12 protein-coding genes are annotated in these 14,516 nt (G+C 69.7%); 6 read left to right on the top strand and 6 right to left on the bottom strand.

Annotated features, from left to right (window positions below; genetic code table 11):
* Window positions 1-66: 66 nt before the first annotated feature.
* Entirely contained in the window at window positions 67-888 is an 822-nt protein-coding gene (locus C8E96_RS27880; protein ID WP_228770316.1) for a winged helix-turn-helix transcriptional regulator, read from the top strand.
* 225 nt (window positions 889-1,113) lie between these two features.
* On the opposite strand, the gene C8E96_RS27875 is transcribed toward C8E96_RS27880, so the two are convergent.
* The 3 genes from C8E96_RS27875 to C8E96_RS27865 form a co-directional block, all read right to left on the bottom strand.
* Window positions 1,114-1,887: a helix-turn-helix transcriptional regulator gene (locus C8E96_RS27875; protein ID WP_091383575.1), complete on the bottom strand. Its 774-nt coding sequence runs from the start codon at window positions 1,885-1,887 to the stop codon at window positions 1,114-1,116.
* 160 nt (window positions 1,888-2,047) lie between these two features.
* Complete coding sequence (locus C8E96_RS27870) at window positions 2,048-2,635, bottom strand: thiamine pyrophosphate-dependent enzyme (RefSeq protein ID WP_091383576.1); 588 nt, start codon at window positions 2,633-2,635, stop codon at window positions 2,048-2,050.
* Complete coding sequence (locus C8E96_RS27865) at window positions 2,632-3,165, bottom strand: hypothetical protein (RefSeq protein WP_091383577.1); 534 nt, start codon at window positions 3,163-3,165, stop codon at window positions 2,632-2,634. Before C8E96_RS27865 ends, C8E96_RS27870 begins: the two co-directional genes overlap by 4 nt.
* A gap of 509 nt (window positions 3,166-3,674) precedes the next feature.
* On the opposite strand from C8E96_RS27865, the gene C8E96_RS27860 reads away from it, so the two are divergent.
* The 5 genes from C8E96_RS27860 to C8E96_RS27840 all read left to right on the top strand — a co-directional run bounded on the left by C8E96_RS27860 (window position 3,675) and on the right by C8E96_RS27840 (window position 12,337).
* A complete protein-coding gene (locus tag C8E96_RS27860; protein ID WP_091383578.1) occupies window positions 3,675-3,863 on the top strand; it encodes a hypothetical protein in 189 nt (62 codons plus the stop codon).
* The gene (locus tag C8E96_RS27855; protein ID WP_091383579.1) at window positions 3,863-6,124 is read left to right on the top strand and encodes a TOMM precursor leader peptide-binding protein; all 2,262 of its coding nucleotides are present in this window, start codon (window positions 3,863-3,865) and stop codon (window positions 6,122-6,124) included. The genes C8E96_RS27860 and C8E96_RS27855 overlap by 1 nt, the downstream gene beginning before the upstream one ends.
* 48 nt (window positions 6,125-6,172) lie before the next feature.
* Window positions 6,173-7,678: a SagB family peptide dehydrogenase gene (locus tag C8E96_RS27850; RefSeq protein ID WP_228770317.1), complete on the top strand. Its 1,506-nt coding sequence runs from the start codon at window positions 6,173-6,175 to the stop codon at window positions 7,676-7,678.
* 146 nt (window positions 7,679-7,824) lie between these two features.
* Window positions 7,825-10,065: a sensor histidine kinase gene (locus tag C8E96_RS27845; protein WP_166658138.1), complete on the top strand. Its 2,241-nt coding sequence runs from the start codon at window positions 7,825-7,827 to the stop codon at window positions 10,063-10,065.
* Entirely contained in the window at window positions 10,046-12,337 is a 2,292-nt protein-coding gene (locus tag C8E96_RS27840; RefSeq protein WP_091383581.1) for a sensor histidine kinase, read from the top strand. Before C8E96_RS27845 ends, C8E96_RS27840 begins: the two co-directional genes overlap by 20 nt.
* 21 nt (window positions 12,338-12,358) lie before the next feature.
* Here C8E96_RS27840 and C8E96_RS27835 read toward each other — a convergent pair whose 3' ends face one another.
* The 3 genes from C8E96_RS27835 to C8E96_RS27825 form a co-directional block, all read right to left on the bottom strand.
* A complete protein-coding gene (locus C8E96_RS27835; RefSeq protein ID WP_176926853.1) occupies window positions 12,359-12,976 on the bottom strand; it encodes a response regulator transcription factor in 618 nt (205 codons plus the stop codon).
* Between the two features lie 210 nt (window positions 12,977-13,186).
* Window positions 13,187-13,921 (bottom strand): DUF6239 family natural product biosynthesis protein, encoded by a 735-nt coding sequence (locus C8E96_RS27830; RefSeq protein WP_133794829.1) that lies wholly within the window; start codon window positions 13,919-13,921, stop codon window positions 13,187-13,189.
* A complete protein-coding gene (locus tag C8E96_RS27825; RefSeq protein WP_091383584.1) occupies window positions 13,918-14,484 on the bottom strand; it encodes a hypothetical protein in 567 nt (188 codons plus the stop codon). Before C8E96_RS27825 ends, C8E96_RS27830 begins: the two co-directional genes overlap by 4 nt.
* Between the last annotated feature and the right edge of the window lie 32 nt (window positions 14,485-14,516).

Raw genomic sequence — 14,516 nt, 5'->3', positions numbered from 1 at the left:
TCGACTACGCCTGCGGCGACGGGAATGTCATCGGTTGCGGGGACGACGCAGATTGGATGCGGACACATGACGGATAACCAATGGAAACTGGTCGTCGACCGGGAGGGCGTGACCATCGCCAGCGATCGGTTCCGGCTGACCGCCGCGGGCGCCGTGCCCGCGCCGGATGAGGCCGTGATCGAGGCGATGGAGTCGAGTCAGCTCGACGGCATCATCTCCGAGCTGCAGTCGATGACCCGCCGGACCTATGGACAGTTCTGCGGCCTGTCCCGAGCGGTGGAGATGATCGGCGAGCGCTGGGCGCTGCTGATCATCCGGGATCTGCTGGTCGGCCCGAAGTCGTTCACCGACCTGGCTGAGGGTTTCCCGCGGCTGTCCATCGACGTGCTCTGCGCCCGGCTCCGCGAGATGGAGCACTTCGGGGTGGTCGAGGAGACGATGAAGGACGGCGACATGACCTACGAGCTGACCGCCTACGGTCGCGCGCTCGACGAGGTCGTCCTCGCGCTGAGCCGGTGGGGCGCGCTGTCGCTGGAGGACCCGCGGCCGGAGGACATCATCACCGAGAACTCGGTGATCATGGCGCTGCGTTCGACCTACCAGGCCGAGGCCGCCGCCGGGCTCACCGCGAGCTTCGAGCTGCGCCTGGACCAGATCACCATCCACGCGAAGGTCGTCGACGGCGTCCTCAAGACCGGCGCGGGTTCCCTTCCCGACGCCGACCTGGTCGTCGAGCTGGGCCCGGCGCTGAAGATGCTGATGAGCGGCGAGATGACGCCCGCCCAGGCCATCGAGGCGGGCCACGTCGGCCTGACCGGCGACGCGTCCTTGTTCCCCCGCTTCGTCAGCCTCTTCCAGATCACCCCGGTCCCCGTCCCCGTCTCCTGACCTTCACCCCCCAAGAGCCCGGCGCCCTCCCGCGCCGGGCTCTTCCTTTGCCCGGTCGCGAGTCGCCCCTTCCGGCAAGTGAGTCGCCCCTTCCGGCAAGCGAGTTCAACATTCAGAACCAGTCAACGCAGTGAGTCCCCCGCACTCACGGGGGACTCACGGTTCTGAATGTTGAACTCGCTTGCCGGAAGGGGCGACTCACTTGCCGGAAGGGGCGACTCGCGGCTAGCTGGCCTGGCGGGTGAGGGTGGTGCGGCGGCGGGTGAGGGCGGCGGAACGGACGTCGAGGAGGGCGCTGAGGACCGGGGGGTCGAACGTGCGCATCTCGTGCAGGGAGACGTCGGCGATCCGGGCGATGATGTCGGGCCGGATGGTGACCGGGCCGTGCGCGCCGACGTACGGCGCCGGGTCGAGCGACTCCTCGGCGCCGGGCGGCACCGCGTGGGCGAGCACATGCCACGTTCCCTCGGGGACGTCGTTGAGCGCGTACGGACCAGGCCGGTCCAGCACCGCGCAGCGGACCGGGGAGCCCTGAAGCATCCGGCTCGGGAACAGCCCGATGAACACGAGTCCGGCCTGCCCGCCCCGCGGCGGGGTGACGTGGCCGCGGATCGTCGACGTCCGCGCGGGCCCGGGAACTGGGATGTCCTCCGGTAATTCGGTGGTCGAGCCACCGAACTGCCGGTACGAGATCGGCGACAGGCCGACCGTGCTGCGGAAGCGCGAGCTGAACGTGCCGACGCTGTTGTACCCGACCTGGTGGCTGATGTCGGCGACGGTCAGCGACGTCGTCAGCAGCAGCCGCTTGGCCTCCTCGAGCCGCATGGCGGACAGGAAGCGGCCGGGGGAGACCCCGGTGACTTGTTGGAAGACTCTGGAGAAGTGGAACTTGCTGAACATGGCCGACCTGGCCATGTCGTCGATGGTGAGTCGATCGGCGAGGCCACGCCGCATCGTGTCGATAGCCCGCTCGACCGCTCGCACGACCATCTCGTCCATGGCGGTTCCCTTTCAGTGGAACATCTGTGACTGTGATGGATACAGCTCAAAAAAGCATTCTCCAGAGTTGCGGGAATGGCTTTCAAGTGTTTCACGCACGACTACGCGTGCCACATTCTCAAGGCGCACATGAAATATGCACCCGAAAATTGTGCGGATATCACGCCGCCTGGGCGCCGCCGTCAAGAATCGAGAGGTGGGCGTGGAAACGGCTCGCGTGAATCGCCGGGTCGGCATCGGACGGATAGGGCAGCGGCGAGTCCGGATGGGTGAGGACCGCGCGCACCAGCACCGGTGCGTGGCAATTCGCCAGGCCCCCGCGCAGCAGCGTGGTGAACTTGTCGAGCTGCGCGGTGGTGGAGACGTCGGCGTAGCCCGACGCGCGCGCGAGCGCGAGGACGTCGGCGCGGTCCGACGGCGCGGGCGAGGTGTTCCCGGAGCCGTAGAGCCCGTCGTCGAGCACGATGTGGATCAGTGGCAGGTCGACCAGGGTGCCCGCGGTGATCAGCCCGACCGGGTTGCGCACCAGGTTGCTGTAGGAGTCCACGATCACCGTGGCGCGCCGGGTCTCCAGCGCGATCCCGATGCCGAGCGAGCCTGCCAGCCCGGTCGCCGCGGTGAGGTAGAAGTGGTTCGGGCGGTCTTTGACGACCTGCGCGATCCGGCAGGTGGAGTCGGTGGTGAACACCACGGGCTGGGTGGTCGAGGTCGCCTCGATGATCGCCTGGATGGCAGCGGTCTTGTTCATCGCGGTAACCGGGCGGTGTCGGAGGCGAGCAGCAGGGCGGCGGGCCTGCGTTGGTCCTGGACGCACTCCTGGATCAGGTTCACCTGTTGCGCCATCGGGGTTTCCGGTCGCAGTTCGAACGTCTCGACGCCGAGTCCGACGAGCAGCGGCACGGTGAGCTTGCGCAGGATCACGCTCTCGCCGGGCAGGTCCGCGTCCGGCTGCCCGTCCGCGGTGACCCGCACGTCCACGACGAACAGCATCGGGATCCGGTAGGGCACCACGAGCGAGGCGATGGCGCTCAGCGACAGGCCCAGGCCCGCGTTCTCCATGAGGACCACCGGGTTGCGGCCGGTCAGTGAGGCGCCGACGGCGATGCCGACCGCGTTGTCCTCACGTGCGACGGTGAGCACTCCGGCCAGTTCGTCGAGCATTCGGTGTAATGGTGAGAGAATGGCGCAGGGTGTCGCGTAGAACGGGCCGAAGTCCGCCGCGATCAGTTCCTTGCCTAATTCATTCGTGACGTCGATCCCGTGGGTGAAAGTTGGCATCTTGTCTCCCCTGCAAGTGTGCCGTCGAGCGGACATGACGGCTGGATGAACTCAGGCGCAGCCGTATCCTCGATATCCTCGATATCACTGAGACGGGGCAACCGTCGATTCGAAAGTGATCCGGCCGAGGCGCGCACGATTGTGCGGAACGCGCCTCTCCGCGCCGGAGAAGTGGCTGTGACCTGTGGGTTCTGCCGCAACCGGGCTCCCCCCGAGGAACCCGGATTTCACCGGTCGGAGCGGCTCCGATAGCGTGACAGGACATCTTCACTCCCTCCGTCGCCCTTGGATCGCCTTATCCGGTGACCGCGGACAGCACGCCCAGAACACTCGCAGAATGAGCGCGTGGCCGACAGTGATGGCGCCATGTGGGGCCCCGTGAAAACAGGTCCACCCGGGGTATGAAAAAGACATGGACCGCCGGTGACACTGACACTGGCCGGGCGCCGTCGCGGACTCCCAGAATTGGCCTCCCACCACCGATTCACCGCACACCTGGGAGTCAACTGATGGTCACGTCAGACGTGGACAACATGATCACCCTCTTAGCCACCCTCGGCGTCGACGCCGCTCCGATGGAGCGCTCCGCCGAGCTCAGGATCGACCGGTTCGCCCAGTGGGTGGACGACCAGAGCCCGAACAGCAAGTCATGTGTGAATTGCTTCACCATCGCTTTCCCGGCTGAGCAGCTGGTCTGATGACGACCGACGGCGCGAAGGGGCCGCTGGTCGCGTTCAAGCGGCACCTTCGTGCCGAGATCGCGGCCGGTGAAGGCGTCTACCTGTTCTCCGAGGACGGTGTCACCGTCCTCAAAGGATCGGCGATCGAGTCGGTCGTGTCCCTCATGGACGGAACCAGGGACCTTCCCGGCGTGCTCGGGGAATTGCCCGACGACGTCAGCCCTGAGCAGGCAGGCGGGGTGCTCACCTCGCTGGCCCGGGCCGGTCTGGTCACGTTCCGGCCCGTGCGTGAAGGGGCGAACCCGAGCACGCTCGCCTACTGGGACGCGGCGGGCCTCGACGCCCCCACCGCCTTCGGCGCCACCACGACCGCCACCGTGGGTCTGCGGGTCGTCGGCGGTATCGACGCCGACGTCGCCACGACCGCCTTACGCGCGGCGGGACTCACCGTCGCCGACGACGCCGACCGGGCCACGGTCGGCGTCGTGCTGTGTGACGACTACCTGAACCCGGCCCTGGCCGACATCGACGCCGCGCACCGGGAGACCGGCGTGCCGTGGCTGCTCGCCAAGCCGGGTGGTACGAAGACCTGGCTCGGCCCGGTGTTCGAGCCCGCCAAGGCGGGTTGCTGGCACTGCCTGGCCCGCAGGCTCTGGGGCCACCGCAATGCGGAGCGCTGCCTGCAGGGCTTGATGGGCAGGGAGGGGCCCGCGTCGAGTCCGGCCGCGGCGACGCCCGCGTCCAGCGCGATGGCCCTGCACCTGGTCGCCGCGGAAGCCCTGAAGTGGGTCTCGGGCCTGCGGTACAGCGGCCAGCGCTCGGTGTGGACCCTCGACACGCTCGACCTGCGGGGCGCCCACCACGACATCCCGGTCTACCCCCAGTGCCGCTCGTGCGGCGACCCGGCCCTGGTTCGGGCGCGTTCCCACCGGCCGGTCCGGCTGTCGTCGCGGACCAAGGTCGCCGACGGCGGTGGCGGACACCGTTCCATGACCCCCGAACAGGTCCGCGACCGCTACTGCCACCTCGTCAGCCCGGTCACCGGCATCATCAAGGAGATCAAGCGCGACCTGCGTGGCCCCGCGTTCTTCAATTCGTACCGCTCCGGTGCCAACGCGGCCGCGCGCGCCCGCGACGTGGGCACATTGCGCGCGGTGGTGCGCATGGAGAACGGGGGCAAGGGCGTCACCCCGGTGCACGCCGAGGTCAGTGCCCTGTGCGAGGCCATCGAACGCTACTCTGGGACCTACCACGGTGACGAGGAGCGGGTCAGCGGCAGCCTGCGATCCCTTGGGGAGCAAGCAATACACCCGAACGAGTGCCTGCTCTACGACGAGCGCCAATTCCACGGCCGCGCGGAGTGGAATGCCACGCACGCGCCGTTCCAGCACGTGTCCGCCCCCTTCGACGCCGACGCGGTGCTCGACTGGACGCCGGTGTGGTCGATGACCGACGAGCGCCACCGGCTGCTGCCGACCGGGCTGCTCTACTACGGCGCGCCCGGGCAGGGGTTCATGACGGCGGACTCGAACGGCAGCGCCGCGGGCAGCAGCCTGGAAGACGCCGTCCTGCAAGGACTTCTCGAAGTCGTCGAACGCGACGCGGTGGCCCTGTGGTGGTACAACCGCACCCGCCAGCCCGCGATCGACCTCGCCGCCTTCGACGACAAGTGGACCGCCGAGACTCGTCAAGTCCACGCCGGTCTCGGCCGCGCCGTGTGGGCGCTGGACCTGACCTCCGACATCGGTGTCCCGGTGATCGTCGCCCTGTCCCGGCGCGTCGACGGCGCCACCGAGGACATCATGATGGGCTTCGGTGCCCACCTTGACCCGCATGTCGCCCTGCGCCGCGCGCTCAGCGAGCTGAACCAGATGATGCCCGCGGTCGTCGACGCGCGGGCGGGGGAGTACGACTCCGACGACCCCGACGCCGTGCACTGGTGGCGGACCGCGACCGTGGCCAACCAGCCCTATCTCACGCGCGACCCGGCGGTGCGGCCGCGCGTGCCCGAGGACTTCGGCTACACCCCGTCGTCGGACTTGCTGACCGACGTCACGACGGTCCGCGAGCGGGTCGAGGACAGCGGGCACGGTGTCCTCGTACTCGACCAGACCCGGCCCGACATCGGCCTCCCGGTGGTGAAGGTGATCGTCCCCGGACTGCGGCACTTCTGGTCCCGGTTCGCCCCGGGGCGGTTATTCGACGTGCCGGTGCGGCTGGGCAGGCTGGCCGCGCACACCCGCTACGAGGACCTCAACCCTTTGCCCATGTTCCTTTGAAAGCAGACAAAGCAAGCTGCACCCCAGCAGCGTGCGAGGAGTGTGATCGTGCCCATCGAGCCCGGCCGCCGTTCCGATCCCCGGATACGGCTGTGGTCGCTGCGAGAAGACGTTCTCGTGGAAGGCGAACCACAGGACGATCGACTGGTCGTGGTCACCCGCTGGGGTGAGACCAAGATCGATGACGCCGGCGAGATGGTGTGGGAGTCGCTGCGCAGGATGAGCCTGGGTCCGGTGTCACTGGACAACGTGCTCGGCCCGCGCGACGGCTCCCCGGCCGACGTGGCACGGCTGGAGTCGGTCCTGCTGCGTCTGTCGGACTCGGTCGTGCACTCGCTGGGCACGCGGACCGGGGAGGGGCCGATGCTGTCCGCGGTCCCGATCGCACGGTCGGCCCGGTTCGCCTTCGCCGATGTGGACACCGCCCTGCCCGTGCGGCTCTCACGGTTCGCGGCACTGCGCACGGCCGACGGCGATCTCGTCGTCGAGTCGCCGCTCGCGGACTACCGCGTGGTGCTGCACCGGCGGATCGCCTCCCGCGTCGTGGTCGGGCTCAGCGCCGCCACCTCGGTCGACGCGCTGACCACCGCGCTGGGATTCGAGCCCGCGCTGGTCGGCGACATCGTCTCGTTCATGACGGCGGCGGGCATCGTGCTGCTCGGTGAGTGGGCCGACGGCGCCACGGCCACCGTTCCGCGGTTCGTCGAGGACACCGACCCGAAGCTGGTGAACTGGTCGCACCACGATCTGCTGTTCCACTCCCGCACCCGGCTCGGCCGCTACGGCGGCCTGTCCGGGGTGCTGTTCCCGACCGCGCAGACGATGCCGCCGCCGCCGCTGGTCAAACAGCTGGCAGGCGGGGTCCGGTATCCGCTGTTCCACCCCGATCTCTCCCGGCTGATGGCCGCGGACCCGACGATGACCGAGGTCATCGAGAACACCCGGCTGTGCCATGAGCTCTCCGACCGGCCGGTGACCGCCGAGCAGGTCGGCGAACTGCTTTTCCGGGCCGCGCGGGTGCGGTCGGTCTCGTCCGCCTCGGCGGGCGGCGAGGTGACCTACGAGATCTCCGAACGCCCCTACCTGAGCGTCCACGGCCTCTACGAGTTGGAGATCTACCTGCTGCTGCACAACTGCACCGGCCTGCCGCGCGGGATCTTCCACTTCGACCCGCGGGAGCATTCGCTCACCCTGGTCAACGACGACGCGGGTGAACTCGACGAAGTCCTCGACTACGCGATGATCGGCAGTGCAACGACACAGCGGCCGCCGGCGATGATCACGGTGACGGCGCGCGCCGAGCGGTCGTCGTGGATGTACGGCGGCATCGCGTACTCGCTCACGCTCACCCATGTGGGTGCGCTCCAGCAGACACTGTGCCTCGCCGCGACCGCGATGGGCCTCACCGCGTGCGTGCCCGCGATCGACCCGGGCGACGTCGTGGACAGCGCGCTGCGGCTGGAGTGGCCTGCCGAGATAGGAGTAGGGGAGTTCGCGTTCGGATACCGTCGGCAAACGGCGGAACACAGACAGTGGCACCCGCCAAGCCGTTAGACTGCGGACCGATCGAGCTCGGGTGGGGGCGCGGGTCGAACCAGCTCAACGAGGGGGACACAATGCACCCGGTCGCCGTGCACGAAGAGTTACCCAGCGGCCCCAAAGGGTCAGTCGGGTCGGGGGCCGAAGACGATTCGTACCGGATGCCGCTGATCGCCCCCCGGTTCGCCCGCGGGATCACCGTGGTGGTGATCTGCTCGCTCGGGATGTTCGCTTTCCTGCCGATCGCCAGCTCCGGGGTCGGCGCGAGCACCGTGGTCCGCGCTGTGGTCTACCTGCTGGTGATTTTCGCGCTGCAGCTGTTCTACTTCAACCGGGCGGGGGACTCGGCGCGGTCCCCGGTGGGCTACGCGGCCCTCGCCGTGCAGGCCTACGTCTCGTTCGTCCCGCTGTCCGAATTCGGTGACCCGTGGCTGCCGATGCCGCTGCTGCTGGCCGCTACCACGTTGCTGGTGTTGCCGCGCGTGATCGCCTGGGTGGCCGTAACCGCGATCATCGCGATCGTCGTGTCCAAGCAGTGGCTGCTCACCGGATCGTGGCTCGACGTCGCGTATCTGTCGGTCGGCTTCGTCGGCGTGACCCTGTATCTCTACGGCCTGACCAGGCTCGGCGGGCTGATCGCCGACCTGCACCAGGCCCGTGCCGAACTCGGCAAGGTGGCCGTGGCCAGGGAGCGGACCCGGTTCGCCCGCGACCTGCACGACCTGCTCGGCCTGAGCCTCGCCGCGATCGGCCCGAAGGGCGCGATCGCCCGACGCGAGCTGCGCACCGACCCGGAACGCTCGCGCCGGGAACTCGGGGAGATCCTGGCCGTCGCCCGGCACGCGCTCGCCGACGTCCGGCTCATCGCCAGCGGCTACCGGGAGATGTCGCTGCACGAGGAGTCCCGCACGGTCGAGTCGCTGCTCGCGGCCTCGAACGTCGACGTCCGGATGGAGCTGAACCACGGCGAGCTGCCGGTGCACCTCCGCTCGCTGATCGTCTCAGTGCTGCGCGCGGGTGTGGCGAACGTGCTGGACCACACCGGGGTGGCCCGGTGCGAGATCGTGCTGCGCCAGGTGGGCCGGACGGTGACCCTGGACATCATCGACGACGGCATGACCGGGATGTGCCCGCTCACCCCGGACGCCGACTCGGGCCTCGAGAACGTGGTCGAGCGGGTGACCGCGCTGGGTGGTGAACTCGTCGTCGGACCGGACCCGGACGGCCGCTTCGGCCTGCACCTGACCATTCCGGTCTCCCGCGAGCACGGCGACGCCAAGGCCGAACCCGACCACCAGGTCGAGCAGATCCCGCGCTTCGCCTCGCTGTTCGCCACCGGGCTGATGAACGTCGTGTTCGCCGGGATGGCCCTCGCGGCGCTGCTGCACTTGTTGTACCTGACCAGGGACGCCGTGGTGCTCACCGTCAGCGGGCTCTGCATGGCGGGGCTGGCGGCGCTGCAGTTGCTCTACGTCAGCAAACCGGGAACCCGGTTCACCTCTCCGACGAGATACCTGGTGATCGCCGCCCAGGCCGCGATGGTGTACGTGCCCGCCCTGCTCTTTCCCCACGCCTGGATCAGCGTTCCCGGCATGCTCGCTGGGACCTGCCTGTTGGTGCTGCGTCCAGTCGCGGCCTGGATCGGGTTCGTCGCCGTGGTGGTCAGCGTTCCGTTCGCGCAGGCGGACTTCCACGTCGACGCGCTCAGCATCGCCTACAACGTCGGTGCCACCATGACCACCGGCCTGGTGACCTACGGCCTGACCTTGATGGCTCGGTCGGTGTGGGAGCTGCGCGCGGCGCGGCGCACGCTCGCGGAGGCCGCCGTCGCCGAGGAGCGGATGCGGTTCGCCCGCGACCTGCACGACCTGCTCGGCCTGAGCCTGTCCGCGATCACCCTCAAGACCGAGCTGACGCAGCGGCTGATGAAGGCCGACCCCGACCGGGCGGCCACCGAGCTGATGGAGATCGTGGAGATCTCCCGGCTCGCCCTCACCGACGTCCGGCTCGTCGCCAGCGGCTACCGGGACCTCTCCCTCAACGAGGAGTCACGGTCGGCGGAGTCGGTCCTGGCCGCGGCCGACGTCGACGTGCGGATGGACCTGCACTACGGGGAGCTGCCGGTCGAGGTGCGCACGGTCCTGGCGACGGTGCTGCGTGAGGGAGTCACCAACGTGTTGCGGCACAGCCGGGGCGCGCGGTGCGAGATCACCGTGCGCCAGCACGACAACATGGTGGAACTCGAGATCGTCAACGACGGTGTCGGGGTCGGCGACTCCGGTCCCGGCAGCGGCAGCGGCATCCGCAACCTCTCCGACCGGGTCGCGACGGTGGGCGGCAGGCTCACCGCCGGCCTGGACTCAGACGGATCGTTCCGGCTCCGTGCGCTGGTTCCGGCTTAGCTCCACTCCGTGGAGGCCGCACGGCACGCCCTTCGCATCCGGCCCGCTCCTCGCGCCCCTGCTCGCCCGCGCCATCGTCGCCGCGGTGTACTCCGGGCTCTGTGTGGTGGCGTTCCTGCACGTCCTGGAGTCGGCGCCGGCGTTCTCGGTCGCGCTGTTCGCCGCGGTCGCGCTGCTTATCCTGCTGGCACTGCAGGTCTGCTACATCAGCAGGCCGGGCGGGCCGCCGCGGTCCCCGCTCACGTACTGGGTGCTGGCGGCGCAGACGTGCCTGGTCTTCGTCCCCGCGCAGCAGTTCGGGCAGGCGTGGGTGGCGCTGCCCAGCCTGCTGGCGGGCACGGTGCTGCTGGTGTTGCCGCCCGCCGCGGCGGTGACCGCGTTCGTGGCCATCCTGGTGGTCACCGCGCGGACCCAGGAGATGCTGACGCACTCGGTGCTCGACGTCGCCTACATCGTCGCGGGGGGCCTGGTGGCGGCCCTGGAGGTGTTCGGGCTGACCCGGCTGGCCGGGCTGATCACCGACCTGCACGCGGCCCGCTCGGAGCTGGGGAAGGTGGCGGTCGCCCGGGAACGCACCCGGTTCGCCCGCGACCTGCACGACCTGCTCGGGCTGAGCCTCGCGGCCATCGGGCCCAAGAGCGCCGCCGCGAGCGCGGCGCTCACCACCGACCCGGACAAGGCCCGGGCGGAACTGCGGGAGATCCTGGTGGTGGCCCGGCACGCGCTGGCCGACGTGCGGCTGATCTCCAGCGGGTACCGGGAGCTGTCGCTGCGCGAGGAGTCCCGCACGGTCGAGGCGCTGCTCGCCGCGTCCAATGTGGACGTTCGGATGGAGCTCAACCACGGCGAGCTGCCCGCGCACATCCGCTCCGTCGTCGTCGCCGTGCTCCGCGCCGGGGTGGCCAACGTCCTGCACCACACGAGTGTCGCCCGGTGCGACATCACCATGCGCCAGGCCGGTCGGACCCTCGCGCTCGACATCGTCGACGACGGGGTCACCGGCCGCTGCGCCACCGAGGACAGTTCCTTCGACGGGGGACTGGACAGTCTGGCCGACCGCGTCCGCGCGCTGGGCGGGTCGCTCACCGAGGGGCCGGACCCCGACGGCCGGTTCGGTCTGCACCTGGCGATCCCGGTGGGCTCGCGGGTGGAGCACGCGGCGGCGTCCGACGAGATCGAGGAAGGCCCGCGCTACGCCACGCTGCTCGCCACCGGTCTGATGAACGTGGTGTTCGTCGGCTTCGGGTGCGCGGCGATGCTCCATTTGCTTTACCTGACACGGGATCCGGTCGTGCTGTGGTTCGGCGCGGGATGCCTGCTGGCGCTGGTCGCCCTGCAGCTGCTCTGGGTGAGCAGGCCGGGCGTGCGCATCGGTTCGCCCTCACGGTATGTCGTGGTCGCCGTCCAGGCGATGCTGGTGTACCTGCCGCTCGCGGTGTTCCCGCACGCGTGGGCCAGCGTGCCGGGGTTGCTCGCGGGGACCGCGCTGCTGGTGTTCCGGCCCGCGATGGGGTGGCTCGGGTTCGGCGCGGTGGTGGCCAGTGTCCCTTGGGCGCAGGGGTCTTCCGAGCTGATCGACGTGATCCTCGCCGTGACCGCCACGGTGATCACCGGGCTGGTCACCTACGGGCTCACGTGGATGGCGGGGTCGGTCTCGGAGCTGCGCGCGGCCCGGCGCGCCCTGGCGCGCGCGGCGGTGACCCGGGAGCGGCAGCGGTTCGCGCGGGACCTGCACGACCTGCTGGGGTTGAGCCTGTCGGCGATCACGCTCAAGGCGGAGCTGGCGCACCGGGCGATGAAGGTGGACCCGGTTCGGGTGGTCGCGGAGCTGGGGGAGATCGTCTCGATCGCCCGGCTGGCGCTGGCAGACGTCCGGCTGGTGGCGGGCGGCTACCGGGATCTGTCGCTCAACGAGGAATCGCGCTCGGTCGAGTCGGTGCTGGCCGCGGCGAACGTCGATGTGCGGATGGACCTGCGGTACGGGGAGTTGCGGCCTGAGGTCCGCACCGTGCTCGCGACCGTGTTGCGCGAAGGGGTGACGAATGTGTTGCGGCACAGTCGCGGGGCGCATTGCGAGATCTCGGTGCGGCGGCACGCGGACATGGTGGTGTTGGAGATCGTGAACGACGGGGTTTCGGTGCCGTTCGCGCGTGAGGGTGTGGGGAATGGGATCCGGAACCTGACCGAGCGGGTGGCCGTGGTCGGTGGGCACCTTGTGGCTGGGGTCGGGGATGACGGCATGTTCCGGCTCAGGGCAGAGGTTCCTGCTTGACCGCGTCTGCCGTCGCCGCTGCTACAGCCAGCCGGACTCCGTGGCTATCCGGATCGCGTCCACCCGGTTGCGGGCGTTGAGCTTGGTGACGATGGTCGTCAGGTAGTTCCGCACCGTGCCCGCCGACAGGAACAGGCGCGTGGCGATGTCCACCGCGTTCGCGCCGCCCGCCGCCATCTGCAGCACCTCGATCTCGCGGCCCGTCAGGGGGCAGTCGGCGCCGTCCCAGGCCGCGAGGGCCAGGTCGCCGTCCACGACCCGCCGCCCCGCGGCGACGCCGCGGATGGCGTTGGCGAGTTTGTCGGCGGGGGCGTCCTTGAGGATGAAGCCGCCCACCTTGGCCGCCAAGGCCCGTCGGAGGGTGCCGGGCCTGCCGAGGCTGGTGAGGATCAGGGTGCGGCATTCCGGAAGGTGTTCGTGCAACTCGGTGGCCGCGGTGAGGCCGTCCTTGCCCGGCAGATCGATGTCGATCACCGCCACATCGGCCTGCGATTTCCGTGCCGACGAAAGGATGTCGTCGCCCGAGGCCACCTCGGCGACGACATCGACATCCTGTTCCAAGTTCAGCAGCGCGACCAGCGCGCCTCTGACCATGTGCATGTCCTCGGCAATCAATACTCTGATCACGTCTCCACGCATCCTTCGCCCGCCCACGCCATAGTTGTTTGTACCACTGTTGTCCGCTTCAGCGGACGCGATAGGGGTTGGGGCATGCGGGAGGATAGGGGGGTCGAGTGTCCCGACCCCGGACTCGACCTGGTCGGTCGCTGCGTGCATGGCTCCCATGGCGTTCCTCCCCAAAACGTGGGCAAACAAGCAAAGTCTCGTGACACCGGCCGCCGTGCGGTGTCAGAACCCGACGGCGACCGTGGCCTGGGCGGTGGCCGCCAGCAGCGCGGTGGCCACCAGCGCCGAACCCGCGTGCACGGTGAACCGGGCGGCGCGGCGCCTGCACCCGACCAGCGGCAGCCACGCCAGGCCCGCCAGCGCCAAGATCACGCCGCTGTGGAGGGTCGCGGGCAGTCCCGCGCCCAGCCACGCCTTGGCGAAGTGGAGGACGGCGGCGACCGACGCGACGGCCAGGACGTACGGCGCCGTCCGGCGGGCGGCGGCGGCCAAGTTCCCGGACACGGGCGCGAGGGTGAGCAAGACCGGGAGGCAGCCCGCCACGAAGGCGACGAAGACGATCCGGTTGGTCACCTCGAGCCTGCCCGCGAGCATCAGTTCGAGCACCACTCCGAGCGCGGCGCTGCCGCAGACGAAGGCGGCGGTGTACTTGCTCGGCCGCTCGAGAAACCCGCGCAGCAAAGCGAATCCGGCGACCGCGGGAACGGCGTAGAACAGCGCGACCTTCAGTGCCAGCGGCCCGAACGCGACCGGCACGGACAGCGTGTGCCCGTGCTGCTGCGCCACCGCGGGCACCGCCCCGGCGACGAGCAGCAGCGCGACGAGCGGAAGGACGGCGAACGGCCGCGCCACCCGGCGCAGGACCGGGTGCGCGGTGGTGCGGGCCCGCCCGGTCGTGCGGTGTGGCCGGGAGCCAGGGGTGGACCACCCACCCGGACGACCCACCCCCCGCGTCATCCGACCGGCACCGGTGCGGCGCACGAGCACACCATCTCGGCACGTTCCTCCACGCGAGGCCGCAGGTGCGCGATCATCGCCACCACCATCGGGACGAACACGACGAGGTTGTAGAACAGGTGCAGTTCCACCCGGGGCGCGATGAGCTGCACGATGCTCGTCGGCTTCGCCTCGCCGAGCAGGTTCGAGCCGGTCAGCGCCTGCACGAGCAGCAGCAGGTGTTCGAAGTGGTGCCACACCTGGATCCACATCGCCGCCAGCCACCAAGTGCGCGAGCGGCCGGTGAAGCCGTGGCGCAGCACAACGAACCCGATGAGCATCACCACCGCGTAGCCGTAGTGCATCCACTCGGAGGTGAACAGCCACGGGACGTAGTGCCCGACCAGCCCGAGCGACTTCGGCCGGGGCCAGCCGAGGACGAAGATCTGCCACGCCTGGACGAGATGCTCGGCCCAGTGACCGATGACGATCACCGCGAACCCGATCAGGGCTGCCTTGTGGTACTTCCCGTTGAGCGCCGCGACGATTCCCTCACGTCTGCCCGCGCCCGCCTGCACTGCCATCACGCCCGCCTCTCTTCGCCTACCGCGGGCCG

The organism is Actinokineospora alba (assembly GCF_004362515.1).
Taxonomy (GTDB): Bacteria; Actinomycetota; Actinomycetes; order Mycobacteriales; family Pseudonocardiaceae; genus Actinokineospora; species Actinokineospora alba.
The sequence above is the reverse complement of the archived record's forward strand: the minus strand, read 5'-3'. Positions and strand labels throughout refer to the sequence as shown.

Excerpts from the sequence above, each read along its gene's own strand:
- C8E96_RS27845 (WP_166658138.1), top strand. The coding sequence starts at position 7,825 with ATGCCGCTGATCGCCCCCCGGTTCGCCCGCGGGATCACCGTGGTGGTG.
- C8E96_RS27855 (WP_091383579.1), top strand. The coding sequence starts at position 3,863 with ATGACGACCGACGGCGCGAAGGGGCCGCTGGTCGCGTTCAAGCGGCAC.
- C8E96_RS27860 (WP_091383578.1), top strand. The coding sequence starts at position 3,675 with ATGGTCACGTCAGACGTGGACAACATGATCACCCTCTTAGCCACCCTC.
- C8E96_RS27875 (WP_091383575.1), bottom strand. The coding sequence starts at position 1,887 with ATGGACGAGATGGTCGTGCGAGCGGTCGAGCGGGCTATCGACACGATG.
- C8E96_RS27830 (WP_133794829.1), bottom strand. The coding sequence starts at position 13,921 with ATGACGCGGGGGGTGGGTCGTCCGGGTGGGTGGTCCACCCCTGGCTCC.
- C8E96_RS27870 (WP_091383576.1), bottom strand. The coding sequence starts at position 2,635 with ATGAACAAGACCGCTGCCATCCAGGCGATCATCGAGGCGACCTCGACC.
- C8E96_RS27880 (WP_228770316.1), top strand. The coding sequence starts at position 67 with ATGACGGATAACCAATGGAAACTGGTCGTCGACCGGGAGGGCGTGACC.
- C8E96_RS27865 (WP_091383577.1), bottom strand. The coding sequence starts at position 3,165 with ATGCCAACTTTCACCCACGGGATCGACGTCACGAATGAATTAGGCAAG.
- C8E96_RS27825 (WP_091383584.1), bottom strand. The coding sequence starts at position 14,484 with ATGGCAGTGCAGGCGGGCGCGGGCAGACGTGAGGGAATCGTCGCGGCG.
- C8E96_RS27835 (WP_176926853.1), bottom strand. The coding sequence starts at position 12,976 with ATGCGTGGAGACGTGATCAGAGTATTGATTGCCGAGGACATGCACATG.